27 protein-coding genes, 3 tRNA genes and 2 pseudogenes are annotated in these 26,585 nt (G+C 45.2%); 6 read left to right on the top strand and 26 right to left on the bottom strand.

The features are described from left to right. Nucleotides 1-138: 138 nt before the first annotated feature. Together VGB26_14815 and VGB26_14810 are read right to left on the bottom strand one after the other, a co-directional pair. Nucleotides 139-459, bottom strand: a complete 321-nt coding sequence (locus tag VGB26_14815; protein ID HEX9759045.1) for a hypothetical protein — start codon at nucleotides 457-459, stop codon at nucleotides 139-141. 19 nt (nucleotides 460-478) lie between these two features. Next, a complete protein-coding gene (locus VGB26_14810; protein ID HEX9759044.1) occupies nucleotides 479-1,387 on the bottom strand; it encodes a Clp1/GlmU family protein in 909 nt (302 codons plus the stop codon). A gap of 170 nt (nucleotides 1,388-1,557) precedes the next feature. On the opposite strand from VGB26_14810, the gene VGB26_14805 reads away from it, so the two are divergent. Together VGB26_14805 and VGB26_14800 are read left to right on the top strand one after the other, a co-directional pair. Then, nucleotides 1,558-2,100, top strand: coding sequence for a thioredoxin family protein (locus VGB26_14805; GenBank protein HEX9759043.1), 543 nt, complete (start codon nucleotides 1,558-1,560; stop codon nucleotides 2,098-2,100). 84 nt (nucleotides 2,101-2,184) lie between these two features. Continuing rightward, nucleotides 2,185-2,553 (top strand): response regulator, encoded by a 369-nt coding sequence (locus VGB26_14800; GenBank protein HEX9759042.1) that lies wholly within the window; start codon nucleotides 2,185-2,187, stop codon nucleotides 2,551-2,553. A 30-nt stretch (nucleotides 2,554-2,583) separates the two neighbouring features. Here VGB26_14800 and VGB26_14795 read toward each other — a convergent pair. The 24 genes and pseudogenes from VGB26_14795 to VGB26_14680 all read right to left on the bottom strand — a co-directional run bounded on the left by VGB26_14795 (nucleotide 2,584) and on the right by VGB26_14680 (nucleotide 22,359). Next, nucleotides 2,584-2,904: pseudogene (locus tag VGB26_14795) on the bottom strand (adenosylhomocysteinase). A gap of 46 nt (nucleotides 2,905-2,950) precedes the next feature. After that, entirely contained in the window at nucleotides 2,951-4,357 is a 1,407-nt protein-coding gene (ahcY, locus tag VGB26_14790) for an adenosylhomocysteinase (GenBank protein ID HEX9759041.1), read from the bottom strand. Then, the gene (locus tag VGB26_14785; GenBank protein ID HEX9759040.1) at nucleotides 4,354-4,548 is read right to left on the bottom strand and encodes an adenosylhomocysteinase; all 195 of its coding nucleotides are present in this window, start codon (nucleotides 4,546-4,548) and stop codon (nucleotides 4,354-4,356) included. The genes ahcY and VGB26_14785 overlap by 4 nt, the downstream gene beginning before the upstream one ends. 197 nt (nucleotides 4,549-4,745) lie before the next feature. Continuing rightward, entirely contained in the window at nucleotides 4,746-5,897 is a 1,152-nt protein-coding gene (gene metK / locus VGB26_14780; protein HEX9759039.1) for a methionine adenosyltransferase, read from the bottom strand. A gap of 297 nt (nucleotides 5,898-6,194) precedes the next feature. Beyond that, on the bottom strand, nucleotides 6,195-7,316 hold the full coding sequence (locus VGB26_14775) for a sigma-54 dependent transcriptional regulator (protein HEX9759038.1): 1,122 nt from the start codon (nucleotides 7,314-7,316) through the stop codon (nucleotides 6,195-6,197). Nucleotides 7,317-7,367: 51 nt separating this feature from the next. Beyond that, on the bottom strand, nucleotides 7,368-8,207 hold the full coding sequence (locus VGB26_14770) for a zf-HC2 domain-containing protein (protein ID HEX9759037.1): 840 nt from the start codon (nucleotides 8,205-8,207) through the stop codon (nucleotides 7,368-7,370). After that, nucleotides 8,208-8,780, bottom strand: a complete 573-nt coding sequence (locus VGB26_14765) for a sigma-70 family RNA polymerase sigma factor (protein HEX9759036.1) — start codon at nucleotides 8,778-8,780, stop codon at nucleotides 8,208-8,210. Between the two features lie 662 nt (nucleotides 8,781-9,442). Beyond that, a tRNA-Thr gene (locus VGB26_14760) sits at nucleotides 9,443-9,517 on the bottom strand. Continuing rightward, the gene (locus VGB26_14755) at nucleotides 9,508-10,461 is read right to left on the bottom strand and encodes a RodZ domain-containing protein (GenBank protein ID HEX9759035.1); all 954 of its coding nucleotides are present in this window, start codon (nucleotides 10,459-10,461) and stop codon (nucleotides 9,508-9,510) included. Before VGB26_14755 ends, VGB26_14760 begins: the two co-directional genes overlap by 10 nt. A gap of 20 nt (nucleotides 10,462-10,481) precedes the next feature. Further along, nucleotides 10,482-11,270, bottom strand: coding sequence for a tetratricopeptide repeat protein (locus tag VGB26_14750; GenBank protein ID HEX9759034.1), 789 nt, complete (start codon nucleotides 11,268-11,270; stop codon nucleotides 10,482-10,484). A gap of 1 nt (nucleotide 11,271) precedes the next feature. Next, entirely contained in the window at nucleotides 11,272-12,180 is a 909-nt protein-coding gene (locus VGB26_14745) for a PfkB family carbohydrate kinase (protein HEX9759033.1), read from the bottom strand. A 96-nt stretch (nucleotides 12,181-12,276) separates the two neighbouring features. Beyond that, complete coding sequence (locus VGB26_14740; GenBank protein HEX9759032.1) at nucleotides 12,277-12,924, bottom strand: hypothetical protein; 648 nt, start codon at nucleotides 12,922-12,924, stop codon at nucleotides 12,277-12,279. An 11-nt stretch (nucleotides 12,925-12,935) separates the two neighbouring features. Next, nucleotides 12,936-13,829, bottom strand: coding sequence for an S-methyl-5'-thioadenosine phosphorylase (gene mtnP, locus VGB26_14735; GenBank protein HEX9759031.1), 894 nt, complete (start codon nucleotides 13,827-13,829; stop codon nucleotides 12,936-12,938). Between the two features lie 108 nt (nucleotides 13,830-13,937). Next, a pseudogene (gene hfq / locus VGB26_14730) lies at nucleotides 13,938-14,171 on the bottom strand (RNA chaperone Hfq). A gap of 8 nt (nucleotides 14,172-14,179) precedes the next feature. Next, nucleotides 14,180-15,196 (bottom strand): tRNA (adenosine(37)-N6)-dimethylallyltransferase MiaA, encoded by a 1,017-nt coding sequence (miaA, locus tag VGB26_14725; GenBank protein ID HEX9759030.1) that lies wholly within the window; start codon nucleotides 15,194-15,196, stop codon nucleotides 14,180-14,182. 3 nt (nucleotides 15,197-15,199) lie between these two features. After that, a complete protein-coding gene (gene mutL, locus VGB26_14720) occupies nucleotides 15,200-17,071 on the bottom strand; it encodes a DNA mismatch repair endonuclease MutL (protein HEX9759029.1) in 1,872 nt (623 codons plus the stop codon). Next, complete coding sequence (ybgF, locus tag VGB26_14715; protein HEX9759028.1) at nucleotides 17,071-17,979, bottom strand: tol-pal system protein YbgF; 909 nt, start codon at nucleotides 17,977-17,979, stop codon at nucleotides 17,071-17,073. The genes mutL and ybgF overlap by 1 nt, the downstream gene beginning before the upstream one ends. 57 nt (nucleotides 17,980-18,036) lie before the next feature. Further along, nucleotides 18,037-18,591, bottom strand: a complete 555-nt coding sequence (gene pal, locus VGB26_14710; protein ID HEX9759027.1) for a peptidoglycan-associated lipoprotein Pal — start codon at nucleotides 18,589-18,591, stop codon at nucleotides 18,037-18,039. Nucleotides 18,592-18,716: 125 nt separating this feature from the next. Further along, nucleotides 18,717-20,036, bottom strand: a complete 1,320-nt coding sequence (tolB, locus tag VGB26_14705) for a Tol-Pal system beta propeller repeat protein TolB (protein HEX9759026.1) — start codon at nucleotides 20,034-20,036, stop codon at nucleotides 18,717-18,719. Then, nucleotides 20,036-20,794 carry a TonB family protein gene (locus VGB26_14700; GenBank protein ID HEX9759025.1) on the bottom strand — a complete coding sequence of 253 codons (759 nt, stop codon included), beginning with the start codon at nucleotides 20,792-20,794 and terminating at the stop codon, nucleotides 20,036-20,038. The genes tolB and VGB26_14700 overlap by 1 nt, the downstream gene beginning before the upstream one ends. A 38-nt stretch (nucleotides 20,795-20,832) precedes the next feature. Continuing rightward, nucleotides 20,833-21,258: a biopolymer transporter ExbD gene (locus tag VGB26_14695; GenBank protein ID HEX9759024.1), complete on the bottom strand. Its 426-nt coding sequence runs from the start codon at nucleotides 21,256-21,258 to the stop codon at nucleotides 20,833-20,835. 10 nt (nucleotides 21,259-21,268) lie between these two features. Further along, the gene (locus VGB26_14690) at nucleotides 21,269-21,970 is read right to left on the bottom strand and encodes a MotA/TolQ/ExbB proton channel family protein (protein ID HEX9759023.1); all 702 of its coding nucleotides are present in this window, start codon (nucleotides 21,968-21,970) and stop codon (nucleotides 21,269-21,271) included. Between the two features lie 143 nt (nucleotides 21,971-22,113). Next, nucleotides 22,114-22,190: transfer RNA gene (locus VGB26_14685), tRNA-Asp, on the bottom strand. Nucleotides 22,191-22,283: 93 nt separating this feature from the next. Then, a tRNA-Val gene (locus tag VGB26_14680) sits at nucleotides 22,284-22,359 on the bottom strand. A 169-nt stretch (nucleotides 22,360-22,528) separates the two neighbouring features. Here VGB26_14680 and VGB26_14675 point away from each other — a divergent pair. The 4 genes from VGB26_14675 to VGB26_14660 are packed head-to-tail and all read left to right on the top strand — an operon-like array spanning nucleotide 22,529 to nucleotide 26,570. Next, nucleotides 22,529-23,650: a two-component regulator propeller domain-containing protein gene (locus VGB26_14675; GenBank protein ID HEX9759022.1), complete on the top strand. Its 1,122-nt coding sequence runs from the start codon at nucleotides 22,529-22,531 to the stop codon at nucleotides 23,648-23,650. 9 nt (nucleotides 23,651-23,659) lie between these two features. Continuing rightward, nucleotides 23,660-24,355 carry a response regulator transcription factor gene (locus VGB26_14670; protein HEX9759021.1) on the top strand — a complete coding sequence of 232 codons (696 nt, stop codon included), beginning with the start codon at nucleotides 23,660-23,662 and terminating at the stop codon, nucleotides 24,353-24,355. Then, nucleotides 24,352-25,761 carry an ATP-binding protein gene (locus tag VGB26_14665; protein ID HEX9759020.1) on the top strand — a complete coding sequence of 470 codons (1,410 nt, stop codon included), beginning with the start codon at nucleotides 24,352-24,354 and terminating at the stop codon, nucleotides 25,759-25,761. The genes VGB26_14670 and VGB26_14665 overlap by 4 nt, the downstream gene beginning before the upstream one ends. Beyond that, nucleotides 25,761-26,570 (top strand): undecaprenyl-diphosphate phosphatase, encoded by an 810-nt coding sequence (locus tag VGB26_14660; protein HEX9759019.1) that lies wholly within the window; start codon nucleotides 25,761-25,763, stop codon nucleotides 26,568-26,570. The genes VGB26_14665 and VGB26_14660 overlap by 1 nt, the downstream gene beginning before the upstream one ends. Nucleotides 26,571-26,585 lie beyond the last annotated feature (15 nt).

The following is a 26,585-nucleotide window of genomic DNA, read 5'->3' as shown; positions in this document are numbered from 1 at the left end:
CATCAAATACATCTGCTCTTGTGCATACGGCCGAAAATGATAGCCCATAACAGCCCTCCATCGGTTGATTATGAAGCTCTATTTTACAGAAAAGCAGCATGACCGCAAAGTGAAAAATAGGGGTTTGTCGGACAGGCTCTAATGCAGTGCAAAATCACAGACAATGGCCAAAAGGGCAATGACATGAAGCCAGGCGATATCGGTTCGCCATTTACAAAAAAAGTGGTAGACATTAAAAATCATAATCAGCTCGGCAATATTGGAAATGGGCATATGCAGCCAGGGCCAACTTGCCAAAGCATAAGTGAGGGAATAGGTTATAAATGCAGAGGACACCAAAATCCATTGCAGACCGCTTGCTTCACCTCTCCTCCATAACCGTAACAATGCGGTCAGGAGGCAAATTAAAACAATGAAAAATAAAAGAGGAAACAATGGCCACCACACCTTTAAAGACATTGATTCCCCTCCAAAAAACCTAATTCAGTTTTCCGTCCTTTTTTCCCAAAAAATCTTTTCCCAAGCCAATGACCGAAGGCTCCACTTTTTGCACACCCGTCAGTGTGGGTAAGGGGGTAATGACTTCTAGGCTTTTTCGTCCAATGCGGGAGATCATGCCAAGCCCCAATGTCTGTCCGGTCTTGGAAAGAAGACCCACCAGCATTCCCTTAAAGGGGTGCATTCCAGGGAGCGGTTTCCTCTGGTTTGAAAAGTAAATCCATCGGGCCCGGCTATTTTGAAAATAATTTGAGAATTGTTTGGCCCGATAAATACGGCGTTCTTCCAGAGACCGCGGTCGAGTGTTCGGGGTTCTGGGAACGTGAGACACAATCATTCCTGGAGGGAAAGGAATCCCTGTGAGAATGTTTTCCAGTTCTTCTTCTCTTCTCTCGAGGACAATCAGATGGTTGGGCCGAACCAATTCAATCTTATGTTTTTTGAGCAAAAATCCCGTTCTTCCTTGAACCAACCCACTGGTATCCACCAAAACCAAATCCACTCCCCGCTCCAGGGCTTGATCCACCAATCGTTTAACCCCCACCACCACCTGGAGGAGAAACCCCACTGGACTTAAAGCACCAATAAATTGTAAATTTTTATAGTTACAATTCCCCTCTATATGGATATCCCCACCCTTTGGATCTTTCTCTTCCTTATCCTTGGGCCTTGTCCAAAAAGAAAGGCTCAAACAGGAAGGTGGACCAAAGGTAGCCTGCCCAATATCGGCATCAACAACAGCAACCCGCCGTTCCTGTTGCAACCCGCACTTCAAAAGGTATTGGATCAGGGTCGATTTTCCCATATCGGGCTTTCCCATGACCATGACAATACCCCCTGATTGCTGAACCCTTTTTCCAACATCGATCCATTTTTGAGGTAAGTCCATTCGTTTATATTACAAAAGACTGTTCCTTTTTCCAAGATTCTTTCTGACCGCCCCCTCTTTCCGGTCTTGAATTAACGTTTTGCACTGATTTAAGATATAGCCTTACCAGAAACATTTTCCAGGATGAGGAAAGCGTTTATTAAAAAACCATCAGCAGGGGGAATTCAAATATGGCAAAAAAACGATTGGCGATTGGAGATCAGGCTCCAGCGTTTACCCTTCCCGGGGTGGATGGAAAAACCTATTCATTGGATAGTTTTAAGGATAAAAAAATTATTGTGGTCATGTTCACCTGTAACCACTGCCCATACGTCCAAGCCTACGAACCCCGACTCGTTGATATTCAAAGGGAAACCCGGGATCAAGGGGTGGCCTTCGTTGCCATAAACGCCAATGAAACCCTAAATTATCCCGAAGATGATTTTCCTAAAATGGTAAAAAGGGCAAAAGAAAAAAACTATAACTTTCCCTATTTAAGGGACGAAACTCAGGAGGTCGCAGACGCCTATGGGGCTCACTTCACCCCAGAAATATTTCTTTTTGATCAGGAACGACGGCTTCGTTATACCGGTCGGATTGATGATCATTGGCAGGACCCCAAAAAGGCCCAATCCCACGATTTGCGGAACGCCATTGAAGCACTCCTGGCACACCAGGACATAGAAGTTCCTGAAACCCATGCCATGGGCTGTACCATCAAATGGGCAAAATAGAAGGGGAGCAAGGAAGGCCTATCTGTTGACAAACACCCTTTTCAAGGTAGAATTAAAGCTGGAAACCTTGAAGGAAGGAAACCCATGTTTGAAAGAATCCTCCTTGTAGATGACGAGAAAAGCATCACTGAAATTTACCAAGATATTCTAACCAAAAGTGGATATGAGGTATCGGTCGCTTCGTCTGCGGAAGAAGCGATCAATCACCTGACCGCCAAAAGCTTTGACCTTCTGATTACCGATATTCGGCTCCCAGGAAAAGACGGGATTTCCCTTCTCAAAGAAGTGAACGATATCCAAAAAGATTTACCTCGAATTGTGATCACGGGGTATGGGACGCTTCAGAATGCAACAGAAGCCATTTCCCAAGGGGTGAACCGGTTTCTCCTTAAACCGCTCAACCCCAAGGAAATGGCAGAAAGCATTGTGGCAGCCCTTGAAAAGCTGAATTAAGGCAGGAAGAAATGGGTTAGATTATTGTAGTTAGGTCCCCATTTCCCATGAAGCAAGATACTTTTCTTGTTCCTTCTTCACCCCCATCGCTTCCAATTTTAATCGGACAATTTCCTCATCAATAACTGCCGGAACCCCATAAACCTTTTTTTTCAATTATTTATTTTCTTTTTTAAGGTATTCAGCGAAAAGCGCCTGGTTGGCAAAGCTCACATCCATTACGCTGGAGGGATGCCCCTCTCCTAGTAGGTTAATCCGCAGACCATCGGGCATGGTAAATTCTTCTACAAATTCACGAATGAGCCTCTTCTTATTGCTCATCTGTTCCAAAGAAGGTATATCAATGGGTACAGCCATGTAAAAATGGGCACACCCGACCTAGAAGTTGAGCCTGATATTAGTAGCGGTAGTGATCGGCTTTATATGGGCCTTCAACCGGTACATTAATGTAAACGGCCTGTTCTTTAGAGAGCTCAGTTAAATGTGCGCCAATTTTCTTGAGGTGTAAGCGAGCTACTTTTTCATCTAGCAGCTTAGGCAGTTTATAAACCTTGTTTTCATACGCTCCTGCATTTGTATAAAACTCGATCTGAGCCATTACCTGGTTAGTAAATGAAGCCGACATTACAAAGCTTGGGTGACCCGTAGCGCAACCCAGGTTAACCAGGCGTCCTTTTGCAAGGATGATAATCTTTTTGCCATCTGGGAAAATAACATGATCAACCTGAGGCTTGATCTCTTCCCACTCATATTTTTTAAGTGAAGCGATATTGATTTCAGCATCGAAGTGACCAATGTTACAAACAATAGCTTCGTTCTTCATTGCTTCCATGTGGTGATGATCAATTACGTTTAAGTTACCCGTAGTCGTAACAAAGATGTCACCCATGTTAGCTACTTCATTTAAGTCAACAACGCGATAGCCTTCCATAGCTGCCTGTAATGCACAGATGGGATCAATTTCAGTAACCCATACAGTTGCGCCCATGCCTTTAAATGCTTGAGCGCAGCCTTTGCCTACATCGCCATAACCAATCACAATACAAATCTTTCCAGCAATCATGATATCGGTTGCACGTTTGATACTATCGATTAAAGACTCACGGCAACCGTATAAATTATCGAATTTAGACTTAGTAGCAGAGTCGTTAACATTCATTGCTGGGAACAGTAATTCACCTTTCTCCTGCATTGCATAAAGACGGTGAACACCGGTTGTGGTTTCTTCGGTTACGCCTTTAACGCTACCTGCAATATCCTGCCATGTGCTTGAACCAGGCTTAATTGTGCGACGAAGTACACCGAGAATCGCTTTGTATTCTTCATTGTCATCATCTTTTGTCGTGGGAATAGCGCCAGCTTTTTCGAACTCAACACCTTTGTGTACTAATAAAGTTGCATCACCACCATCATCAAGAATCATGTTGGGTAATTTCCCATCCGGCCATAGCAGGGCCTGCTCAGTACACCACCAATACTCTTCAATCGTTTCGCCTTTCCAGGCAAATACAGGAATGTTTTTTGCGGCAATCGCTGCAGCTGCATGATCTTGTGTTGAAAATATATTACATGATACCCAGCGTACCTCTGCGCCAAGGTCTACTAATGTCTCGATTAGGACCGCGGTTTGAATGGTCATGTGAATGCTGCCCATTATCCGGGCACCGTCTAATGGTTTTTTGCCTGCGTACTCTTTTCGTAAAGCCATAAGACCAGGCATTTCAATTTCGGCAATGGATATTTCTTTGCGACCCCATTCGGCCAATGACATATCCGCAACTTTATAATCTGTAAATTCGCTCATTGTAATAACTCCTGAATAGCAAAAACAGGTATCTTGGAATTTTTGACCAAAGATGCAGCCACATCGCCCTGCGTGCTGAGGGGATTTGAAGCACACAAAACCACATCAACGCTCCTGGCTTGAAAGACCTCCATCCAACTGGCTGTTTCGGTTGTCACATGAGGACAAGCCGAAACCCGAACCCCGGACAAAAATTTTTCTTTTTTTTTTAAAACGCTTTTTAATGCTTCTAAAAACGGGCATACTCCGCTCTGCCCACTCAATCCTCAGTTGTCCACAATCTGCTAATCCAATATCTTTGATCTCGTAATCCATTTTGCCTTTCATTTAACGTTAAAATTAACCACAATGGCACAAAAACTTTTTGGAAAAACCCCATTGGGCCTTCTTAAAGGCCTGCCTGTTTTCCAATATCTTTGGCCAAATCTGTTTTCTCCCATGTAAATTCCGGCTCAGTTCGTCCAAAATGGCCATAAGCAGCGGTCTTTTGATAAATAGGCCTTCGAAGATCAAGATGATCAATCATTCCTTTTGGGGTTAAGGGGAAGGAATCCCTCACCAATTTGACGATTTTCTCTTGAGAAATTTTCCCGGTTTTAAACGTGTCCACCAAAATGGAAACCGGTTCCGAGACGCCAATGGCATAGGCAAGTTGAACTTCACAACGATCAGCAACCTCGGCCGCCACAAGGTTTTTGGCAATATACCGGCACATATAAGAAGCGGAACGGTCTACCTTTGAGGGATCTTTCCCTGAAAAAGCGCCCCCTCCATGGCTTCCCACTCCTCCATAGGTATCCACAATAATCTTTCGCCCCGTAAGACCCGTATCCCCTTGAGGCCCCCCCACTACAAAACGCCCGGTGGGATTAATATGGTATACAACATCTTCTTCATTTAAAAATTCTTTTGGAACCACTGGCTTAATGCATTTTTCAATAATATCTTCCCGAATTTCTTTTAGTGTGATATCCGGGCTGTGCTGTGTGGAAATCACAATGGTATGAATTCGAACCGGTTTCCCGTTTCGATATTCAATGGTAACTTGGGATTTTCCATCGGGACGAAGATAAGGCAAAACATCGCTTTTTCTAAGGTCCGCTAACTTTCGCGTCAACTTATGGGCCAATAAAATCGGCATAGGCATCAACTCTTCGGTTTCGTTGGTGGCATACCCAAACATTAACCCTTGATCTCCAGCTCCACCGGTATCGACTCCCAAGGCAATATCGGGTGATTGGTTATGAATAGAGGTAATTACCGCACAGGTTTCATAATCAAACCCATATTTGGCCCGGGTATACCCAATCCCTTTAATGGTTTCCCGGACAATATCAGGAATTTCGACATAACACTGAGTGGTGATTTCCCCTGCGACAAAAGCCAAACCCGTTGTTAAAACCGTTTCACAGGCAACCCGGCACATGGGGTCCTGGGATATGATCGAATCTAAAACCGCATCTGAGATTTGATCCGCGATCTTATCGGGATGGCCTTCTGTAACTGATTCAGATGTAAATAAAAAATTGACGCGACCCATATTTCCTCCATTGGAAAACTTGGGAGTCTTTCTCCCTTTAACTCGTAATTATAGCAGAACCTTCCCCCAAAATAAGCCTAGGGGGATAAAAAACTAAAAAAAAACCCCGTGCCGTCCAGCACAGGGCCAATCGCCATAGCAACAAACTCCCAAGCTTTTTAGCACTTTTTTTTAGGTGGTTGCAATATGCCCAAATCACTCCACCAGTCTCTTTCCCCATTTTTATACAATTAATTTCATCAAAAAGTCAAGAAAATTTCTTTGAAGGGGATAGAGGAAAAACCTAAAAACCAGGTTTTATACAGAAGGAGCTTGGTAATCATTTACTTCCAGCCCGTATTCTTTGATCTTATATAAAAGGGCCTTATAGCTAATTTCCAACATACGGGCTGCTTTTTTCCTGTTCCATCGGGTTTGATGAAGTACAATGCGGATCAGCTCCTCTTCGGCTTTGCGGGACGCATTTTTCCCCACCTCTTTCAATGATGGATATTTGGGGAAACCTGTTTCAGAATTGAGGCCGTTGGTAGAGGTTTGGATAGGGGGCGCTGACATCGTGGGGTTTTGGTTTTGGGATGCCATAACCCGTTCCTGGGGGGGAGAAGAAATCATCTTTTCCCATACCGAAGCCTCATCTTCCAAAACAACAATCTGCTTAATTAGGTTTTCTAACTCCCGAATATTACCGGGCCAATCATAGGTCATAAAACGCTTGATCAAATCAGCCGAAAGTTTGGAATACCGTTTATTATATCGGAGGTTAAATTTTTCTAAAAAGAAATTAACCAAAAAAGGAATTTCTTCCCGGCGCTCCCGTAACGGAGGAAGAGTAATATTCACCACATTGAGCCGATAGTAAAGATCTTCCCTGAAGCTTCCTTCCTCCATAGCTTTGCGAAGAATTTTATTGGTGGCCGCAACCACCTGGACATTGACCTTCACATCGGTTTTCCCTCCAATATGGCAGAAAACCCCGTCTTGTAAAACCTGCAACAACTTGGCTTGCAAAGAGAGAGGAATCTCTCCGATTTCATCAAGAAAGATGATTCCATTATTGGCAAATTCAAACTTTCCCAACTTTCTCCGCTCAGCCCCGGTGAAGGCTCCTTTTTCATACCCAAAAAGCTCGCTTTCCAACAACCCATCGGGAAGCGCTGCACACAAAACCTTGATAAAAGGATTATGGCGTCGGAGAGATCGGGCATGAACGGTACGGGCTACTAATTCTTTTCCCGTTCCGCTCTCTCCCGTGATTAAAACTGTCACATCGGACACCGCCACTTGATTGATCACCCGAAGAATATCACTCATCCGTGGACTATTACACAAAAGATGTCCGTAATCCCCGGGGTGGCGTCCTTCTTGGGTTCCTTCCGCCTCTAAAGCGGCTTCATCTTTTACAATCGGATTTGGTTCCATATTAGTCTCTCCGGAAAATCTTTTAAGAAAACAGGAAAAGGTTCAAAGGGATTAAATCTTTTTTCCAATAAAACCTTCCACCGTCTTTAAACCACGGGGGGTTCCATGGCAAACCACACAGGCCTGTTTAACCCGTTCAGGGTCACTTGAAACAAGGATATAACTCAAACCGTCATGGTTCCAACTAATGGTATGGAACCCTTTGTATTTTTTTGGATAAAAAATAAGGCCGTCAAAAGGGATTCCTCCTTTCTCCAAACTCCGTTTAGGATAGGAAGAGGCGGTTACCCCCAAGGAAACTTTTTGTCCCTCCAGATCATAAGCCAAAAGAGCCAATTGTAGTGTCTCCGAAGGCCCAATCTTTCCTCCCTCGAGGGAAAGGTTTTCAGGCAACGCGGAGGGAAGTTGAACAGGGAACCCCACTTTATGTTTAAACCATGAGGTAGCTTCTTGCGGTTCAATGGCTTGAAAATCCAAATGAACACTGCCATCCACATAACCTTGATGATGATTGACAGCGGAACGGACCAGCTCCGGGACATCATCTTTCTTTAGTGGTTGAAAGGAAAAAGCGAATCCCACAACCAAAAGAATCACCGCCGCAAAGGCCAATACAGACCCTAGGTTTTTAAAAACCCCACCGGCTGCGGAAGTGGATGCTTTAGATGCCACTGTTCTTAAAATTTCATGTCGAATATCGGAAGGAATTTCTGGTTGGACCTGATGGTAAGATTCTTTAAAACAGTCTAAAAATTCTTTTTCTAAACGGTAACGACCCCTACAACCGCGGCAGGCCTTTAGATGAGATTGAACCCGAATGACCTCTTTAACATCAAGCTCTCCATCCAAATAAGGATATAATAATTCCTCAATAGCATTACATGCATACATTTAAATATTCTCCACTTTTAAATGGGAAACATTTTCATAGGCGACCAAGGAGCGTTTCAACTGGGTTCGACCCCTGGCCAACCGTGACATGACGGTTCCAATGGGACAATCTAGAATTTCGGCAATTTCTTTATAATTAAAACCCTCAATATCTTTTAAAATCACCGCTACACGCAAACGTTGGGGAAGATCTTGAAGGGCCATTTGAATGTCTTTTTTAAATATCTCATTTCTTCCATTGGGCAGCGCTTCATGAGCATAATGATGTAAAACCTCTCCTGCATGACCTTGTATAAACTCCCCATCCTCTTCCGGCTCGATGGGGAAAACCTCCCGCTGCCTGTCACGAAAATTATTGATAAAAATATTCTTCATAATGGTAAAAAGCCAGGCCTTGATATTGGTCCCTATTTCGAAACGGTCATAATAATGAAAGGCTCTCAGGAAGGTATCCTGAACCAAATCGGCGGCATCTGTTTTGTTCTTGGAAAGGGTGATGGCAAAGCCCCATAAGGAATCAAGATGTTTTAATGTAAGACTTTCTACCTCTTTCCGGTATATCCAGTCTTTCACAATTTTTATCCTTCCTTGGAAGCTTTCAAATAGTTAAACAATTAAAACTACCAAAATATTCCCTAATATTAGCAAAAAATAGAAAAAAAATTCTAAGTCATTGAAAAACATTCATATTTTTTTTATTCCCCATAACCGCTTCTATTAAGTGGAGAAATTTTTATAACTCCATGAAAAAGCTAAAATATTTTGCATAAAAAGCAAAGAAAATTTAGATTAGTTGAACTTTGAAAATTTGGAAAATTTTACATTTAAGTATTTCTTTTACCAAATTGTTGGAAAAACCGCCAAAACACTAAATAACTTTAATTTTTCAATGTCTTATAAATTTTTCCTTGTATAAACGGTATTAAATTAGTATTAGTGGAAGTATAAATAAAAGTACCAACTATGGATAAAAATGTCAATTTTAAATACCTTTAGCACCATTAAATTAAAATAATTTCCTGTTGGATAAATGGATTGTAGTCCTTAGGAAAATCTAATCATTTTTTCAAATAACTCACATTGAATGCATTTTAAAAATGGAAACCCCCACTGCATTACTATTTCGTCTTTAATTACAATAAAAATCTTGCCTTGAAAGCTTTTGAAAAAATGAAATGGAAGGGAAATTTTGGAACTAAACTAAAATGGTGGGGGCAAATCTTCTCAAAATCCTATGGAGCCGGCGAGAGGAGTTGAACCTCCGACCTGCTGATTACGAATCAGCTGCTCTACCACTGAGCTACGCCGGCACCTTTATATGAAACCTAGTGAAAGAGGTCCCTTTCCTTTCAAAAAAGGAAATGACATCTCCATCCCCTTTCTTAATCAGAATATCCCGAACCACCTGCCCCGATTCTCCGTAAGGCGCCAAGGGTTTTCCATTTAACTCCATCCGAATCCCACCGGCATTTCCTAATGTCACCAAAAACTGATGTTCAGCGCGTAGGGTGTATCTCTCACCCGGCTGAAGTGTCATCTCTTTTTCCACTGTTCCATCCAGGTAAACCAAAACCCAGCTTTGCTCAAGAGCTTCAATCAATAGGGAAAGTGGTTTCTCAATCGGCGAGGCAATGGGAGTTTGTGGGAGTTGGGTTAAGGTTTGATTGAGGGGTGGGTTTAGGGGTTTGCTTTCTTTTTTCTCCACCACAAGAGGGGTCATACTATTTCGCAACTCGGGTTTTGTTTTCGTTTCTGATGGACCCGGTTCAATAAGGGAGATTATCGGCTGATAATCCTGACTCACCGGTAGGGGGTGGGGAACCCTTACTTCTTGAGGGATGGCTTGGGACTCGAGGGAATCCCCAGGTTTTTGTGACACCAATAAAAAAATTAATAACACCAAAGCGACCAATCCCCCTGCAAACCCTAAAAGACCCACTCGATTTCCTTTTATGGTGGTGAAAGCCTCAGGCGAGGAAGAAATGGACCTCTGTTCTTTTTCTTTGGAGGACAGGAAAAATTCAGAAATAAAACTTTCGTACCGAATTAATACATCCTTCTCATCGAGGGAGAGGGTTCTCAAATAGGACCTGATAAAGCCCCTGGCAAAAACCTGGTTGGGCGCCTTGGCCAGATCATCCTCCTCCAAGGCCTTTAAATAGATTGGGTTTATCTTTGTCCTGGAAGCGATATGTTCCAGACTAATTCCTTTTTCTTTTCTGACCCGCTGAAGATATTTTCCTAAGGACTCCATGGTCATCCCGATAAAATTATTTAATTCCTGATCTGTTCCAATTGTGTTTTTGATTCTTTCGCAAAATTACTCTCCGGGGATAGCTCAATCACCCGCTGAAATTCCCCTTGAGCCAAACTCTTGGATCCCTCTTTTAAATAAGCCAGTCCCAATTGGTACCGGGCCTGTGTATATTCCGGGAAGGATTCTACCGCGCGTTTGTATGAATCAATGGCAAAACGGACCTTTCCCATTTCTGAATAAACTTCGCCCATTTCAAAATAAGCCGGCGCATAACCCTTATTAACGCGAACGGCCTGTTGGAGCGAATCAATTGCCTCCTCGAATTTTTCCATTTTTTTATAAACCCGACCTAAATTATAATGAGTAAAATCGGGAGTGGGGTACAGGGGGTTGGAAAGAGCCTTTTGATATTCATCCACCGCCTCTTCCCACCTTTTCTGTTTGGCATAAATATTTCCCAAATAATTATGGCCTTCGGAATCGTTGGGTGTATTTTTTACAACCGTTTTGAATTCCTTAATGGCCTCTGGATATTTTTCCCACACATAGTAGATATGGCCCACCGCATACCGTGAATCCCGATCTTTCGGTTTCAGCTCCAATGCCTTTTGAAATTCCACAAAAGCTTGTTGGAAGTTATTATCATTTAAATAGGAAACGCCCAATTTAAAATGGGCCTGCGCTTTTTGATCCTGTTCAATTCTTTTCTGTGCTGAAACACATCCCAAAAACGGGAGTAAAATAAATAGTAACATAAGGAGAAAAATCTGTCTCCTCCCCCCCACTGATTTCTTCTCCCCTATCATGTTACACCTCCTCAAAATGGGTCAAGCGTTTAAACTCACGGTATCGGTTGACAATTTCCTGATAATTCAACGAATTGAGCCTCTCCAAACTGAAAGCTTCAACACAAAAAGAAGCCATAACACTCCCAAAAATGACCGCCTGGCGCATATTGGATTCCGAATAATTTTGGGTATTGGCCAGGTAACCCATAAAACCCCCAGCGAAGCTGTCACCGGCACCCGTTGGGTCATAAACCTGTTCCAAGGGAAATCCTGGGGCTGAAAAAATAGACTCCCCATTAAACATAAGGGCCCCATATTCACCCCTTTTCACAATTAAGATTTTAGGACCATAGGAAAGAATCGTTTGTGCGGCTTGTACCAAATTGGGGTTTTGAGCTAAAGCCCGGGCTTCCCCATCATTGATGATCAGGATGGAAACCTCTCCCAGGGTTTTTTTCAGGGAATCAGGTTTTCCGTCAATCCAAAAATTCATCGTATCACAAGCCACCAATTGAGGGGATTTCACCTGGTGCAACACTCCCCGCTGTAGATCCGGATCGATATTCGCCAAAAAAACCAGGTTAGCTGTTTGATAGGCCTTGGGAATCTGGGGGTTGAACTTTTCAAACACATTTAAATGGGTCTCTAACGTTTTGGCCTCATTGAGCTGGTACCCATATTCCCCCACCCACCGAAACGTTTTTCCCTTTTGCTTTTCAAGACCATCCAGTTGAATTCCCCTCTTTTTCAACAGTTCAATGTGAGCGTTGGGAAAATCTTCCCCAACCACCGCAACCAAACTGACTTCGGTAAAATAACTCGCCGAAATGGAAAAATAGGTGGCCGACCCACCCAACACTTCTTGTGCTTCACCAAAAGGGGTTTTCACAGAATCCAGCGCTACCGACCCAACAACCAATAATCCCATCCTTTCCTCCCTAAATTTAAAAAGTTGAAGTCAAATAGTCTTTTTTTATTTCGGTATTAGGGGCACGGTCTCAAGGGAAAAATATCATTTTAAAATTCAGGAGACACATTCTCCCTGATTCACCCTATTCTTTTTTCCGTTGGCCAGAGGAACTACCAAATTTCGGGCCGCACTGACGAACATTTCTTCAAAACGCGCCCGTTCATCTTGGGCTGACTCCACCACTCCAACCCGACCCACACCGGACCAAACCACCTTTTTGCAAAGGGAATCCCATAGTTCAGCCTCAAGCTCTACCTTTTTTGACACCAGCCCCCCTTTGGACGAAAAATCAAAATCGTTTATCCTGAGGTAAAGAAAATACCTGGTTTGGGTCATTACATACATTTGTTGAATAAATTGGGAATCTAAAAGATGACTCTGCTCATAATCATTCACCCCATCTCTAACCGTTTTTTCCAAACCCAATTTTTTGGCTTGAGTCAATGCCTCAGATTGACTCACCAATTGGGTTTTGGGAAAATAAATCCGTAAAGCCTGGTAGACCTCATAGATGGCATTCTGCCGGATTCCCTCACTGGCCCGGATATTGGCCATGGGCAAAACCGTTAACCCTTGGGCCTCCATGTAAGATACGGAGAAACCCCGGTCGGAAAAGAGCACTTCTCCTTCTTCCCTTAAAGAAGTGTCTTTGGAAATCAACCCCGTGCATGCCCAAGCGGCGCAGGCGACGAAGCCAATCATTAACCAAATCTTCATGATAAATATTTGCCAATAATCGGTTTCAACTTCCGAACGGCTTCTTTCTGGATGGCTTTCGGTTGGGTAATCAACGCGTTTTGAAGGGCATGAGCGCAGGAACAATTCCTCACCTTTGGAATTTTCGGAATCACCTCTAAAATAATTTTTTTGGAGGCTTCTACGTTTTGCTGAAGGATCTTAATCACCGCATCCGCCGTAACCGTCTCCTCTTCATGATGCCAGCAATCAAAGTCGGTGGCCAAGGCAAGGGTCACATAACAAATTTCCGCTTCCCTAGCGAGTTTTGCCTCGGTGGCATTGGTCATTCCGATCACATCCACCCCCCATGAACGGTAGAGAAGGGACTCCGCGCGGGAAGAAAATTGAGGTCCTTCAATACAAAGGTAAACACCTCCATTGTGTAACGGGACGCCTAAGGGACGACCCTTTTCAAAAACAATTTGCCGGAGGTCATGGCAAATTGGATCCGCGAAAGCCACATGGGCCACCAACCCGTTACCAAAAAAAGTACTCCGTCTTTGCTTGGTTAGATCAATAAAAGATTCGGGAAGGACAATATTCCCGGGTTGAATATTTTCCTTCATGCTGCCCACAGCACTCACGGATAAAATCCGTTCAACCCCCAGTTTTTTTAATCCAAAAATATTCGCCCTGAAATTAATATCAGTGGGCAGAATCCGATGCCCTTTGCCGTGACGGGCTAAAAAGGCCACCTTGACACCCGCAAGCTCCCCCATCCTATAAATACCGGAAGGATCCCCAAAAGGAGTCCGGACTTTAACCTCCCGCGTTTTTTTCAAACCCTGGATATCGTAAAGACCACTTCCCCCAATAACACCAATTTCCGCTTCAGGCTTCATCTCCAATATCTCCCACGTTTTTCCCAATCCCTGTCTATTTTTCCCCCGATGAAAACCTTTTTAACCAGCTTCCCCAGTTTCCTCTTCCTTTTTTCCCTTCATGGGTTTAATTCTGGGTTCGGTGGTAAAACCCTTTTCCTCTTTATTCCCCTCTTTATTCCCATCACGAAAAGGGAAAACGTCTTTTTGAGGGATGATGGTGGAAATGGCATGCTTATAGACCAACTCCTGGGTTTTATGCTTTAAAATAATTGCAAAATTATCAAATCCCTGAATGATCCCGGACAATGAGTTTCCGTTCAAAAGCCGGATCGTTACGGTGACTTTTTCCTTCCGGGCATTATTTAAAAAACTATCCTGCAAATTCATTGGGGTTTTCAACACGCTATACTCCTTTCAACAAGGGCAACCTCTGGATCGTTACTTTGAATATACGTCTGAATGATTTGATAGAGTTGCCTGGCAATGGTTTCAGGTTCTGAATCTTCTTCCAGATGAATCCACCGGACGCCCTGCTCACGCCTAAACCAGGTCAGCTGACGTTTTGCAAAACGTTTGGTATCCCGTTTCAAAATCCGGGTCATTTCTTCAAGGGTTATCTTTCCCATCAAATAGGGAATGACCTGGCGGTAACCCAAGGCACGCAAGGAAGGCATTTCCCCATGAGGGTTGCTATCTATTAAACCCTGAACTTCCCCCACCAATCCCTTTTCTAACATTTTATCTACCCGCTCCTCAATTCTTCGATACAGTTGCTCGCGGTCCCACTGTAAACCCAACAAAAGAGATTGATAACGGCCCTTCATAAATCCATGATTTAACCGAACCTGGGTCAATGTTTTTCCCGACAGGGTATATACTTCCAGGGCTCTAATAATTTTGACACAATCTCTGGGGTGAATCCGTTTTGCTGATTCCGGATCCACACCGAGAAGCTGTCGATGCAGTGTTCCTTCACCTCCCCGCTCTTCTTCCATTCGGAATTTCTCTCTCAAATTCCAATCGGGTCCAGGACCTTCCCATAACCCTCCCTTAAGAACGCGAATGTATAGACCGGTTCCCCCCACCACCAACGGGACCCGATGGTCTCGATGGCATCCGTCAATGGCCTCCTCTGCTCGCTTTTTATACTGACCCGCGCTAAAGAGCTCTTGGGGATCCACCACATCAATTAGGTGATGCGTCACCCTACCCCGTTGGAGAGGGTCCGCCTTGGCTGTCCCGATATCCAAACCACGGTAAACCTGCCGGGAGTCCGCCGAAATAATATCGGCTTTCAACAGGGGGGCCAACGCCAATGCCACCTCGGTTTTACCCGATGCAGTAGGCCCTACCAGAAAAATAACCAACCGTTCCTTAAAAACCGTTTGGTCCTGGGATAATGTCGGAGTCATACCCTATCTCCAGAAAAGGCGATCCAACGTTTTTCCTTCCAACTGGACCAGGGTAGGCCGTCCATGGGGGCAGGTAAAAGGCTGATCTGTTTTTTGAAGATCGAAAAGAAGGGTTTCCATTTCTTCCATTTTCATGGGCCGCTGGGCCCTGACAGCACTGTGGCAAGCAATGGTCGCTACAATTTTCTTCCGTTTTTTCTCCGGGGCTTGAGCCGATTCCTGTTCAGAAAGATCATCCACAATATCCATAATAAACCGACGGGAACCTTCCTTAGACACCAATGCAGGCATGGAACGGACCATAAACGTCCGTTCCCCAAAATCGTCTAAATCAATACCAAAGCCTTCCAATTCATGTTGGTGTTCTTTTAACAAAAGGGATTCGGGTAAGGAAAGCTCCAGGGGAAAGGGAATGAGGAGCCTTTGCCTTTCTTGTTGGAAGGAACCCGTGGTATGGAGGAACCGCTCAAACAGAACCCTCTCATGAGCCGTATGTTGGTCCACAAAATAAAGGTCCCTATCGGAAACCGCTAAAATAAAGGTATGATGAATTTGTGTTAAGGGAAACCATTTCTCTTTTAAAATCCTCGGATGGTGATCCGGCAATTGAAAAGAGTCAGGGGATAGAAACCGAAGGGATTTTTGTGGGGGGGAGAAAGACTCTTTGGGATAGGTCCCTTCCTTTAGGTATTGTTCGGCCGCCTCTTGAACACGGTTTTTATACCCACTGGTATTAAACGATGGAACCTCTTTCAAATCCCCTCCTTCTGTGTGGACTTCGAATCTATTCTCTTTAATGAAGGACCCCTCTGAATGGGAACCTCCCTGTTTTTGAACCAGAAAGGATTGAAGGCTTTCCTTTAACCAATCATGGACCTGTTTTGAATCCCGAAATCGGATTTCTTTTTTGGAGGGATGGACATTAATATCGATGGCTTGCGGGTCTAATTTCAGGAAAAGAAACGTAATGGGATGTCTTCCCCGAGAAAGAAGCGACTCATAAGCTTCATACACCGCATGCTGAATACCTGGACTTCGGACCGGACGGTTATTGATAAACAATTCCTGCTGATTTCTCCCCCCGCGGGTGAAAAGTGGACGAGAAATAAAACCGTGAAGTTTCATAGGTTCCGTTTCATGTTCCACTGCAATAAGCTGAGAGAAAAACTCCTCCCCAAAGGCCTGAAGGATTCGCTCACCAAGGGTTTTGACCGGCGTCAAATTATACAGCTCCCTTCGGGTCTTGCTTCCAAGAAGATTTAACCGAAAATGGAGAGAAGGGTAAGCCAGGGCCTGTTGCAGAATTAAATGGGATATATGGCTAATCTCCGTTGTGGCAGATTTTAAAAATTTACGACGGGCAGGGGTATTATAAAACAGGTCCTCAACTTCGATCAGGGTTCCTTCCGGGGCTCCTGCCTCCATGGGTCCCTTCATACTTCCCCCCTCCAGCCTTACTTCCGTTCCAATAGCCCCACCTTTTTTCATGGTCACCAAACGAACTCTGGAGATGGAGGCGATGCTGGGCAACGCTTCCCCTCTAAAACCCAAGGTCTGAAGGTGATGAAGGTCCTGCTCAGAAAAGAGTTTGCTGGTGGCATGCCGCTCAAAAGCCAAAGCGGAATCTTCCCGGTTCATGCCTTCCCCGTCATCCACCACACGGATTAAACTTTTTCCGCCATCCACAAGGTCCACTGAAATGCGCCGGCTTCCCGCATCAATGGAATTTTCAATCAATTCTTTGACGACGGAAGCGGGTCTTTCCACCACTTCCCCAGCGGCAATTTGGTTAATTACCACCTCAGGTAAAATTTTAATCTGGTTGCCTTCCTTGGAAGGGGAATTAACCCGCAGGGATTTTTCAAAACTCAACATTATCGAATCACCGCCAATTTTTCTTTGGCCAAACTGGCCTCATTGGAAAAGGGAAACTGTTCAATGACACGCTTGAGGGAATCTTTGGCTTTTCTTTTTTCCCCTAACTCCAAAAAGGAATACCCTTCTTTGAGGAGGGCGGTGGGAACCTTGTCATTTCGGGGATACCGTTGACGAAGGGTCTCAAACGTTTCAACGGCTTTTGGATAATCTTTTTGGAAAAAATAGCTTTCTCCCAACCAATAATGGGCGCTAGGCTGCAGAGAGGAGGTTGGAAATTGAGTTAAAAAGTTTTGAAACCCAATCAAAGCCAGATCATAATTTCCTCGAACATAATCGTTATAGGCCAGGTTATAGGCTTCAGTGGGTGTTAACCCCCCAACCCGATTTCCGGGAGAACTGGCTTCATCTGGGCTAGGGGTCTCTTGAGTCTCAAGCTCTCGAGGAATGATCCTTCTACCGGGAAGAACGGTTCCCTCCAATCCTCGCCCCTCAGGTTTGGGGGGTGGAGCCGGTTCAGGAATGGCAAATCCAGCGGACCCCAAACGCCTTTCCAAGGAATCCATTTTTTCCAAAAGTTCAGTTAACCGGTAGGATTGGTCATCCATTCGCCGTCCCAACTCAGAGACCACATGTTGATTCTCTTCCAACCTACCTTGTAGCATTTGAATTTCAATGCCTGTTTGATCCACCCGGCCCCCAAGATCTGCCTGGTGTTGCTGGGAAAAAGTGGAGTTCTCTTTCAGATACCCCTCAATCGCGAGCAGTTTCCGCTCCATGTCTCTATCTCTTGCTTTAAAATCATCCATGTCCAGTTGCACATCCACCATGTCGGCCTGGAGGGCACAACCACTCATCAAGAGCAGGCCTATTCCAAAAATAACCATAAGCCAACCGGTTGTTTTCATCGACGTTCTCCTCTACCCATTACCCACAGGGATCTTTCTACCCTCTGTATAAAGGACTTATTTAACCACAAAATGAGCTCTCCGATTCTTTTGATAGCAGTTTTCATCGGTACCCATACAAAAAGGTCTTTCTTCCCCGTAACTGATAGTAGAAATTCGACTGGAGTCCACCCCCATTGCAACCAGGAACCGTTTGGTGGCCTGGGCACGCCGCTCGCCTAAGGCCAAATTATATTCGGTGGTTCCTCTTTCATCACAATGTCCTTCAATTTGAACTTTTACATTGGGATTGGAGCGGAGCCAATTGGCATTTTCCCTAAGAATGGTTTTCGCATCTTCACGAACCAGGGCCTTGTCAAAATCAAAAAAGGAATCACCCATTCCGATAACCATGGGGACTTCTTTACCGCTGGCCCGTGGAACTTCCGCCTCTTGAATACTGGGGGCGGTAATACTCGGCTCCACCCGCTCGGTGGCCGGGCCAGGCCTTTCTTTTCCGACATTCACCGTTTCTTTAGCGGTCTCTACTTTTTTAGGACATCCCGTTAAAAGGAAAAAACCAAGGACGATCAAAAAACCAGGCAACACAGCGCTATTCCATATCCGATTCATATAAGTAGCCTCCCTTCCTTTCATTGATTCATTACCATTTAAATTGAGCTCAAGAAAAACCGTATTTACTTTCCCTTTCTCAATCCCTTAGAAAACAATCCGCATCTTCCATTGACCGCTGGACTTTAGCGGGGAGACCATGCGGGATTCATATTGTCAGCCCCATTAAAGGTCAAACGCTCCAAATCAGTTCCTTTCGCCCCCATGAAATAAAGGTTAAACGGTCCTTCCCGGTTTGAACCAAAAACCAAGTGTCGCCCATCCGGAGCCCAGGAAGGATTTTCGTCATCCCACGCGCCTTCTGTTATTTGCACTTCCTTTAAACCATCCGGACTGATCAGGCAAATATGAAAAAATCTATCCACACGACAGGTATAAGCGATCCATTCTCCACTGGGGGACCAACTGGGAGAACTATTGTAGCTTCCCGTAAAAGTCAGTCGATGAACGTTGGAACCGTCAGCGTTCATCAGATACAGTTGAGGACTGCCACCCCGATCCGATGTAAACACCATGGCATTTCCAGAGGGGGACCAGGTTGGAGAAAGATCGGTACTGGAATTAAATGTGATCCGTTTGAGATTTTTCCCTTCACGATTCAGAAGATACAATTCGGTGTTTCCATCCTTGCTTGATGCAAATGCAAGGAAAGAACCGGAGGGATTCCACGCCGGGGAAATGTTGAGCCCCGGAAAACCGGCCATTTTCCAACGACGGCTGGTGACCAAGTCGATCACGAACAGATCAGGATTTCCATCACGAAAAGAGGTATAGGTAATCCATTTCCCATCCGGGGACCAGCGTGGAGACAGGACAATACTTTGATCCCCGGTGATCCGCCGTGGGTTATATCCATCATAATCGATTAAGAATACTTCTTTCACACCGCTCAAATTCGAAACATAGGCAATGGTGGTTTGGGCAAACCCTTTTTCCCCGGTGTAATGGTAAACGATATCATCCGAGAGGCGGTGAACCACCGCCCTGAAAAATTTTCGTTGTCCCGAATAACGCTTTGAGAGGACCACTTTTCCTTTAAAGGCATCATAAACATGGGCCTCCAGAACCACATCCTCTCCGTTGAGTCCCAAACGGGCCCAAACAAACGCATCAGCCCCCACACCGCGGATTTCACGAACCAAGTCTTCATGGGCTCGGTTTTGCTCCCCTTGAAAACGCATCCCGGGAAGGTCGATCACACGAAAAAAATGAGAACGTCTCAAATCCGCCTCTAGAATCCCTCTGGCCGTGGTTCCTTCCAAACGGAGTGACTCCTGCACCTCGAAACCCAAGATGCCAAAGGGAATCTTTTCACTTTCTGACTTTGTAATCCCCATAAAAACTTCGGCCCCGATGACCGGCTCTACAGAAAAGGTGCTCCACCACCCCACCCCAAGCAAAACCACCATCCAGCACCGATGATAAAACCAACCGCCCCAATTCACTACAGGTTCCTATTCAACAAAAAACTCACATGGATCAGCAAAGTGCTTTCCAAATATTCCCGTGGAAGAGGAGGGAAGGGATCGGCTTCATGAACCGCCCGTAAGGCCGCCAAATCAAAATGTTGATTTCCTGAACCCTTTTCCATCTTGACCCCACTGACTTTTCCATTTCTTGCAATTTTAAATACCACGACGGCCTCGGGACCCTCAGTCACCGCCCCCACCGGGGGGGGTGACCAACTTCTTCGAAGTTTTTTTTCAGCACTCAATAAATACGCCGGAAAAGGGAAATTTGAAACCTCGAGCATGGGCGTGATACTGGTAGGAGAAATTGCCGCTTCCTTCAAAGGAGGGGCTTCCTGGGGCTCCTGTTGGGTTATCTCAGCTAACTGTTTTTTCAATTCCTGAACCCTTTTCTTCCGTTCAGAAGAGGCCGGATCCTCAACCGCAGAGCGTTTTTGAACAACGATCGGTTTGACAATTTCCTCCTGAATCACTTCCTTTTTGGGTAAATGGATCTTTTGGGTTTTCACTTTTTTGGGTTCGGTTTTTTCTGAAACCACCACCGCCTTTTTGGGCTCGGATGCTTTAACCAAGGGGCGGGGGTTGGGCTCCACCTCTCTTTCGGGAAGCTCAACAAGGTCCACCTGGTAAGTTTGAAGGTATGGGGTTTTCCATCCCATGCTAAAGGTAAAGGAAAAGAGCATGAGGAGAAAAAAACCATGAAACCCTATGGACACAGCGAGCATTGGTTTCATTTGAAAGGGTCGCCTGTTTCTTCAATCAATCAAGGGGGTCATATTTTTCTCTTTCTGCCCGGCGGTTCAGTCACCATCCCCAACTTATCGATCCCCACCTGTTTAACGGTATCCATTACGGCAATCACCACCCCATAGGCCACCGACTGATCCGCCCGAAGATAAACGGTTACCCCGGGATTCCGGTCCTTTACCGATTGGAGCTTCGGCCTTAAATCCTTCAGTAAAACCGTTTCCTTATTCACAAAAATTCCACCGTTTTTTTCAACGGAGATTACCAACCGTTCTTTGGCTTCAATGGTATTGGTTGAAGATTTTGGAAGCTCAATGTCAATCCCCCGGTAAAGGAGAGGAGCAGTCACCATAAAAATGATGAGTAAAACCAAAACCACATCCACCAGGGGAACCACATTGATCTCTGCTAAGAAACGACGCCCACCCAGGTTTGAATCTGTTCCGTGCAAATTGAACCCCTTAGGCCCTAACCGTCTCTTCTGGCTGGGCCTGTTCTTCAAAAAGTTCCATCAATTCCAAAGAAAAGGCTTCCATCTGGGAAGAGGACACGCGAATACGGTTTAAAAAAATATTGTAAGCGATTACGGCGGGAATGGCGGCAAACAAACCCGCGGCAGTGGCCACCAAAGCCTCTGCTAATCCAGGGGCTACCGTGGCAATGCTGGCAGTCTGCTGTCGCCCAATCTCCTGAAAGGCATTGATGATTCCCAAAACGGTTCCAAATAAACCTACAAAAGGAGAAACATTTCCCGTCGTCGCCAGAAAAGATAAATACTCTTCCTGATGAGCGATTTCCTCCTGAATGGAACTTTTGATAGATCGCTCAAGACCTCTCACCCTGGCCGGGTCCCCGTTTTGCCCATGTTCACCTCGCCGATAAACCCTTCGGTACCCCTCCAAGAATAAAGAAGCCAGAGAGGAATCCACGCAACGCTCGGCTTCCCGTTTCATTTCAGCAATATCCTCCCGATGACTGACGAATTGAAGAAAATGACGTGTGGCCCGCTTCTCCTTTTTAAAAATTCGATACTTATAGAAAATAATGGCCCAAGATACCACTGAAAAAAGCAGCAAAAGAAGCAAAACCAGCTTGATGATCCAACTGGAGGAAAGAACCACTTCCAGAATTTGAGAGCCTCCCCAATGAAATCCTTCAGGCATACCCCTTTAACCCTTTCCTCCGCGCTCATGGACAAAGCGCCCATCCCCCCGATCAAGGCGATAAAACCTCATAATGCATTTTGGTAGGGGGAGTGGGCGCAGAAAAAAAATGGCTCGTTGATTTTTTAAAATTCTCTCAATTTTGGCGGGGCCGACGAGGCTCGAACTCGCGACCTCCGGCGTGACAGGCCGGCGTTCTAACCAACTGAACTACGGCCCCGCACATTGTGTACACTTTTATTCAACTGCTTTTTGGTTCCACCCGGGCATTTGAAATGAGTTTGGCCCATGGGCGGGAAATTATTAATACTGATGGTAGGCGGAACAGGGCTCGAACCTGTGACCTTCGGCTTGTAAGGCCGACGCTCTCCCAGCTGAGCTATCCGCCCGTTCTCTAAACTCGGGCATCAATCCTTTCTTCTTGTAAATACAAGGGGAACGGGCTAGAATACTAACAAGATTACCATACCTTGTCAACAGATAACGGTTGAAAATGTGTTGAAAAATCAACCATATTTCCAAATCTTTCATTTCAATTTTATTATCCGTGTTTTCTCAATGGTCACGTTGGTTTTTTTGGCTCAAGGATGCACATCGGAGGGACCTTCTGCCCCTTTTTCCCCGGAGAAAAAAAATATACCTTCCCCCACCAGGCCAACAGGAAAACAACTTCAGTGGACGACTTTTGAAACCGGGCAAAATGTAAAAACCCTTGCCTTGGATGGCCCTTTTCTATGGATGGGCCTGCCTTCTGGAATCATAAAATACGATACCCGGACACAGGACAGACACCAAATTTACACCATTTCAAACACACAGGCCGGCTTTCTCGCCCGTGGCATTTATAAAATAAAAATTGACCCGGAGGGAAATAAATGGGTGGCAACCTATGGTGGAGGACTTTCCAAATTCGATGGAAAACAGTGGACAACGTTTACGCCCTATGGTGCAGGGTCCACCATCTATGGACCCACATGGATGATCTACACACCGGGGGAAGGCCTGGGAGACCTTTGGGTCTATGACATGGTTTTTGGATCCAAAGGAGAAATGTGGGTTGCCACATGGGAAGGAGCCAGCCGGTTTGACGGCAACCGTTTTACGACCTATTCCGAGGAAGCCGGTCTAGCGGACAAATGGGTTTATTCCATTGCTTGGGAGGGGGATCATATTTTATGGTTCGGAACCGAAGGAGGCGTCACACGATTCGATGGCTCATCTTGGGAAAGCTACTCCCATCAGGACGGTTTAGGAGCTGACCCCACGCGTTTGGGCACCGCCAATCTATTCCGGCCCAACACTTCCCATCACGCCCAAAGTGAAAAAAAAGTGGGAGAACCCAACCCTAACTATGTGCTTGCCATTGCCATTGACCAAAACCATCATAAATGGTTTGGAACATGGGGAGCAGGACTCACCCGGTTTGACGGATCCACCTGGACAACTTACACTCGGAACGAGGGGCTGGGAGGAAATTTTATTCATGCGCTTTCCATGGATCACGAAGGAAACCTCTGGGCTGGAACCGATGGAGGGGTTAGCTGGTACGATGGAAAACAGTGGCACACCTTGACAACTCAAGATGGCTTGATGGATAACAATGTATTTTCCTTTGCATTCAACAAAAAGGAAAAGTGGATCGGAACATGGAAAGGGCTCAACCGCCTTCAAATGAACTGATTAAGGACGATGGCAAAAAAAATTTTAATTATTGAGGATGAGAGGGATTTAGCCCAACTACTCGTTCACTACCTAGAAAAAGAAGGATACAAAACACTCTTGGCAACGGAAGGACCCACAGGGTTAAAAACCGCCCAAACCGAAAATCCGGACTTAATCATTTTAGATCTCATGCTTCCCGGTATGGACGGCCTGGAAATCTGTAGGAGACTCCGAACGGGTGCCCATACCCGTCATCTGCCCATCATGATCCTCACCGCAAAAGGAGAAGAAACCGATAAAGTGGTCGGCCTTGAACTGGGGGCCGATGATTACATGACCAAACCGTTTAGCCCAAAGGAACTGGTCGCCCGGGTCCGGGCACTGACCCGAAGAATGGAACGGCAAGAAACCACCCCATTACAATTCACTTATCAAAATATGGTTTTAAATGTGTCCAGCCATGAGGTGAAATTTCAAGGAAAAGAGGTCCCGCTCACGGCAAAGGAATTTAATCTTCTTCTTGAACTGTTGAAGGGCAAAGGAAGGGTTTTAACCCGTGACATATTACTCAACAATATCTGGGGATACGACTATTATGGAACCACGCGAACCGTGGATGTTCATATCCGTCGGTTGAGAGAAAAAATCCCCATCTTGGCCAAAGCCATCCTCACCGTTAAACCCTATGGCTATAAGCTCAAGGAGGAGGAGCCAACCATTTGAAATTCTCCATTCAGTGGAAGTTTATTACGGCTTTCTTTTTTATCATCGTCACCACCCTGGCAATAAATTTCCTCATTCTGCTTTTCCTTCCAACCCACCTTACTGAGGGACCCCGCTCGAAGTTAACCTTCCTCTTGGCCTCCTCAAGCGCATTGGTGTTCACACTCCTTCTGTGTTATCCCTGGATCCGGAAATTTCAAAACGCCCTTTCGGAGATTGAAGGCCTTGCCACCCGGTTGTCCAAGGGAAATTTTGGGCAAAGGTTACCCCTCAATGTTCATGAAGAGACGGGAGAACTGGCCGATTCCATCGATCAAATGGCGGTGTCGATTGAAACACAGGTTTTTCAGCTTTCCGAGGACCGGACCCATCTTTCCGCCCTATTAACCGGAATGGTTGAGGGAGTTCTGGTTCTGGACCGGCAAGGACAAATTCTATTGACCAATACCGCAATGGAAAAAATGTTTGGCCTTTCACGACAGGAGACCAAAGGCCGGCCTTTTATAGAGGTTATTCGGCATCATCGCCTGAACGAATTTATTCAACGCACTTTGGAGTCCAAAACCAATCCATCGGAGGAAATCGCCATTCCCGCCCCGGAAGAAAAGATTTTTTTTGTTCAGGCCTCTACCGCAAAAAACGCCGATGAACAAGAGATCGCAGCGGCTTTTGTTTTCCATGATGTCACCCCATTAAAAACCCTTGAAAGGGTCAGGAAAGATTTCGTCGCCAATGTGTCTCATGAACTCCGCACCCCCATGGCCTCTATTAAAGGATATATTGAAGCCCTTTTGGATGGGGCAAAGGAAAATCCCACTCAATGCACCGAGTTTCTAAAAATCATCGAAAAACATGCGGATCGTTTGAATAATATCATTTCGGATCTATTGGCTCTTTCACAAATTGAATCCGGAAAATACCAATGGGTCAAAAATGAAATCCAGGTGCCGGAACTTTTTGAAAAAGTCTCCTCCATCCTAAAACCCCTGGCGGAAAAAAAGGATCAACACCTGTCCATCCACATTTCCCAGCCGATCCATCCGATCCAAGGGGATCTAGAAAAAATGACGCTGGTGGTCACAAACCTTCTAGACAATGCCGTGAAATACACCCCTGCAGGGGGAAAAATAACATTGGGGGCTTTGGAAACCGATTTCGCCACGGAAATTTCAGTTTCCGATTCGGGGCCTGGGGTTCCCAAAAAAGATCTTTCTCGAATTTTTGAACGTTTTTACCGTGTGGATCGGGCCCGATCGCGAGAAATGGGTGGAACCGGACTAGGCCTTTCCATCGTAAAGCATATTGTAGAAACCCACGGTGGTTCCGTGACGGTTCAAAGCCAACCTGGGAAGGGATCCACCTTCACCGTTCGGATTCCCAAAAGAAAAGGAAACGGGGAATCGTAATGCCGGTTTGGTGGGTCTCAGTTCTGATGGGAATCATTGAAGGTCTGACAGAATTTTTGCCAGTTTCTTCAACGGGACATCTCATTATTGCCGGCCATTTTTTAGGGTTTACAGGAGACTTTGCAAAAACGTTTGAAATTGCTATCCAGTTAGGGGCCATTTTGGCGGTGGTGGTCTATTTTTGGGTTCAGATATCCGATCTTTTTTTTCGCCTCCCAATTGATCCTACGGCACGGACCTTTGTCACCGCAATCGGATTGGCATTTCTCCCGGCAGCCTTTGTGGGATTAATCGCCCATGGGGCCATTAAAGTTTATCTCTTCAACCCCATTACCGTTGGAATTGCACTCGTAATCGGAGGATTCGCTATTTTAATCATCGAATCAAAAAAGAAGACAAGCCATATTAGCCAACTGGAAGGGATTAATTTTAAAACTGCCTTTTACGTGGGTTTGGCCCAATGCCTTGCCCTTTTTCCCGGGGTCTCCCGTGCAGGGGCAACCATCATGGGAGGGCTGGTGGTCGGGATGGATCGAAAGACCTCAGCGGAATTTTCTTTTTTCCTCGCCCTTCCCACGATGTTTGCCGCCACATTATACGATGCCTTTAAAAACAGAGCTTTGATCACCGATGAAAGTCTGGGGATAATGCTTTTGGGCCTGGGGGCCGCCTTTGTAACGGCTTGGGGGGTGATCGCTTTATTTCTTGCTTTTATTAAACGGCATTCTTTTAAGCCTTTTGGTTATTACAGAATTGTATTTGGATGTTTTATTCTATTTATTTTTTGGTCAGGTTTTTTTAAATTTTAAAAAACTTTCTTTTGA

It is taken from the genome of Nitrospiria bacterium (assembly GCA_036397255.1).
Classification (GTDB): Bacteria; Nitrospirota; Nitrospiria; order DASWJH01; family DASWJH01; genus DASWJH01.
Note: the sequence above shows the minus strand (reverse complement) of the source record. Positions and strands in the feature narration are given on the sequence as shown.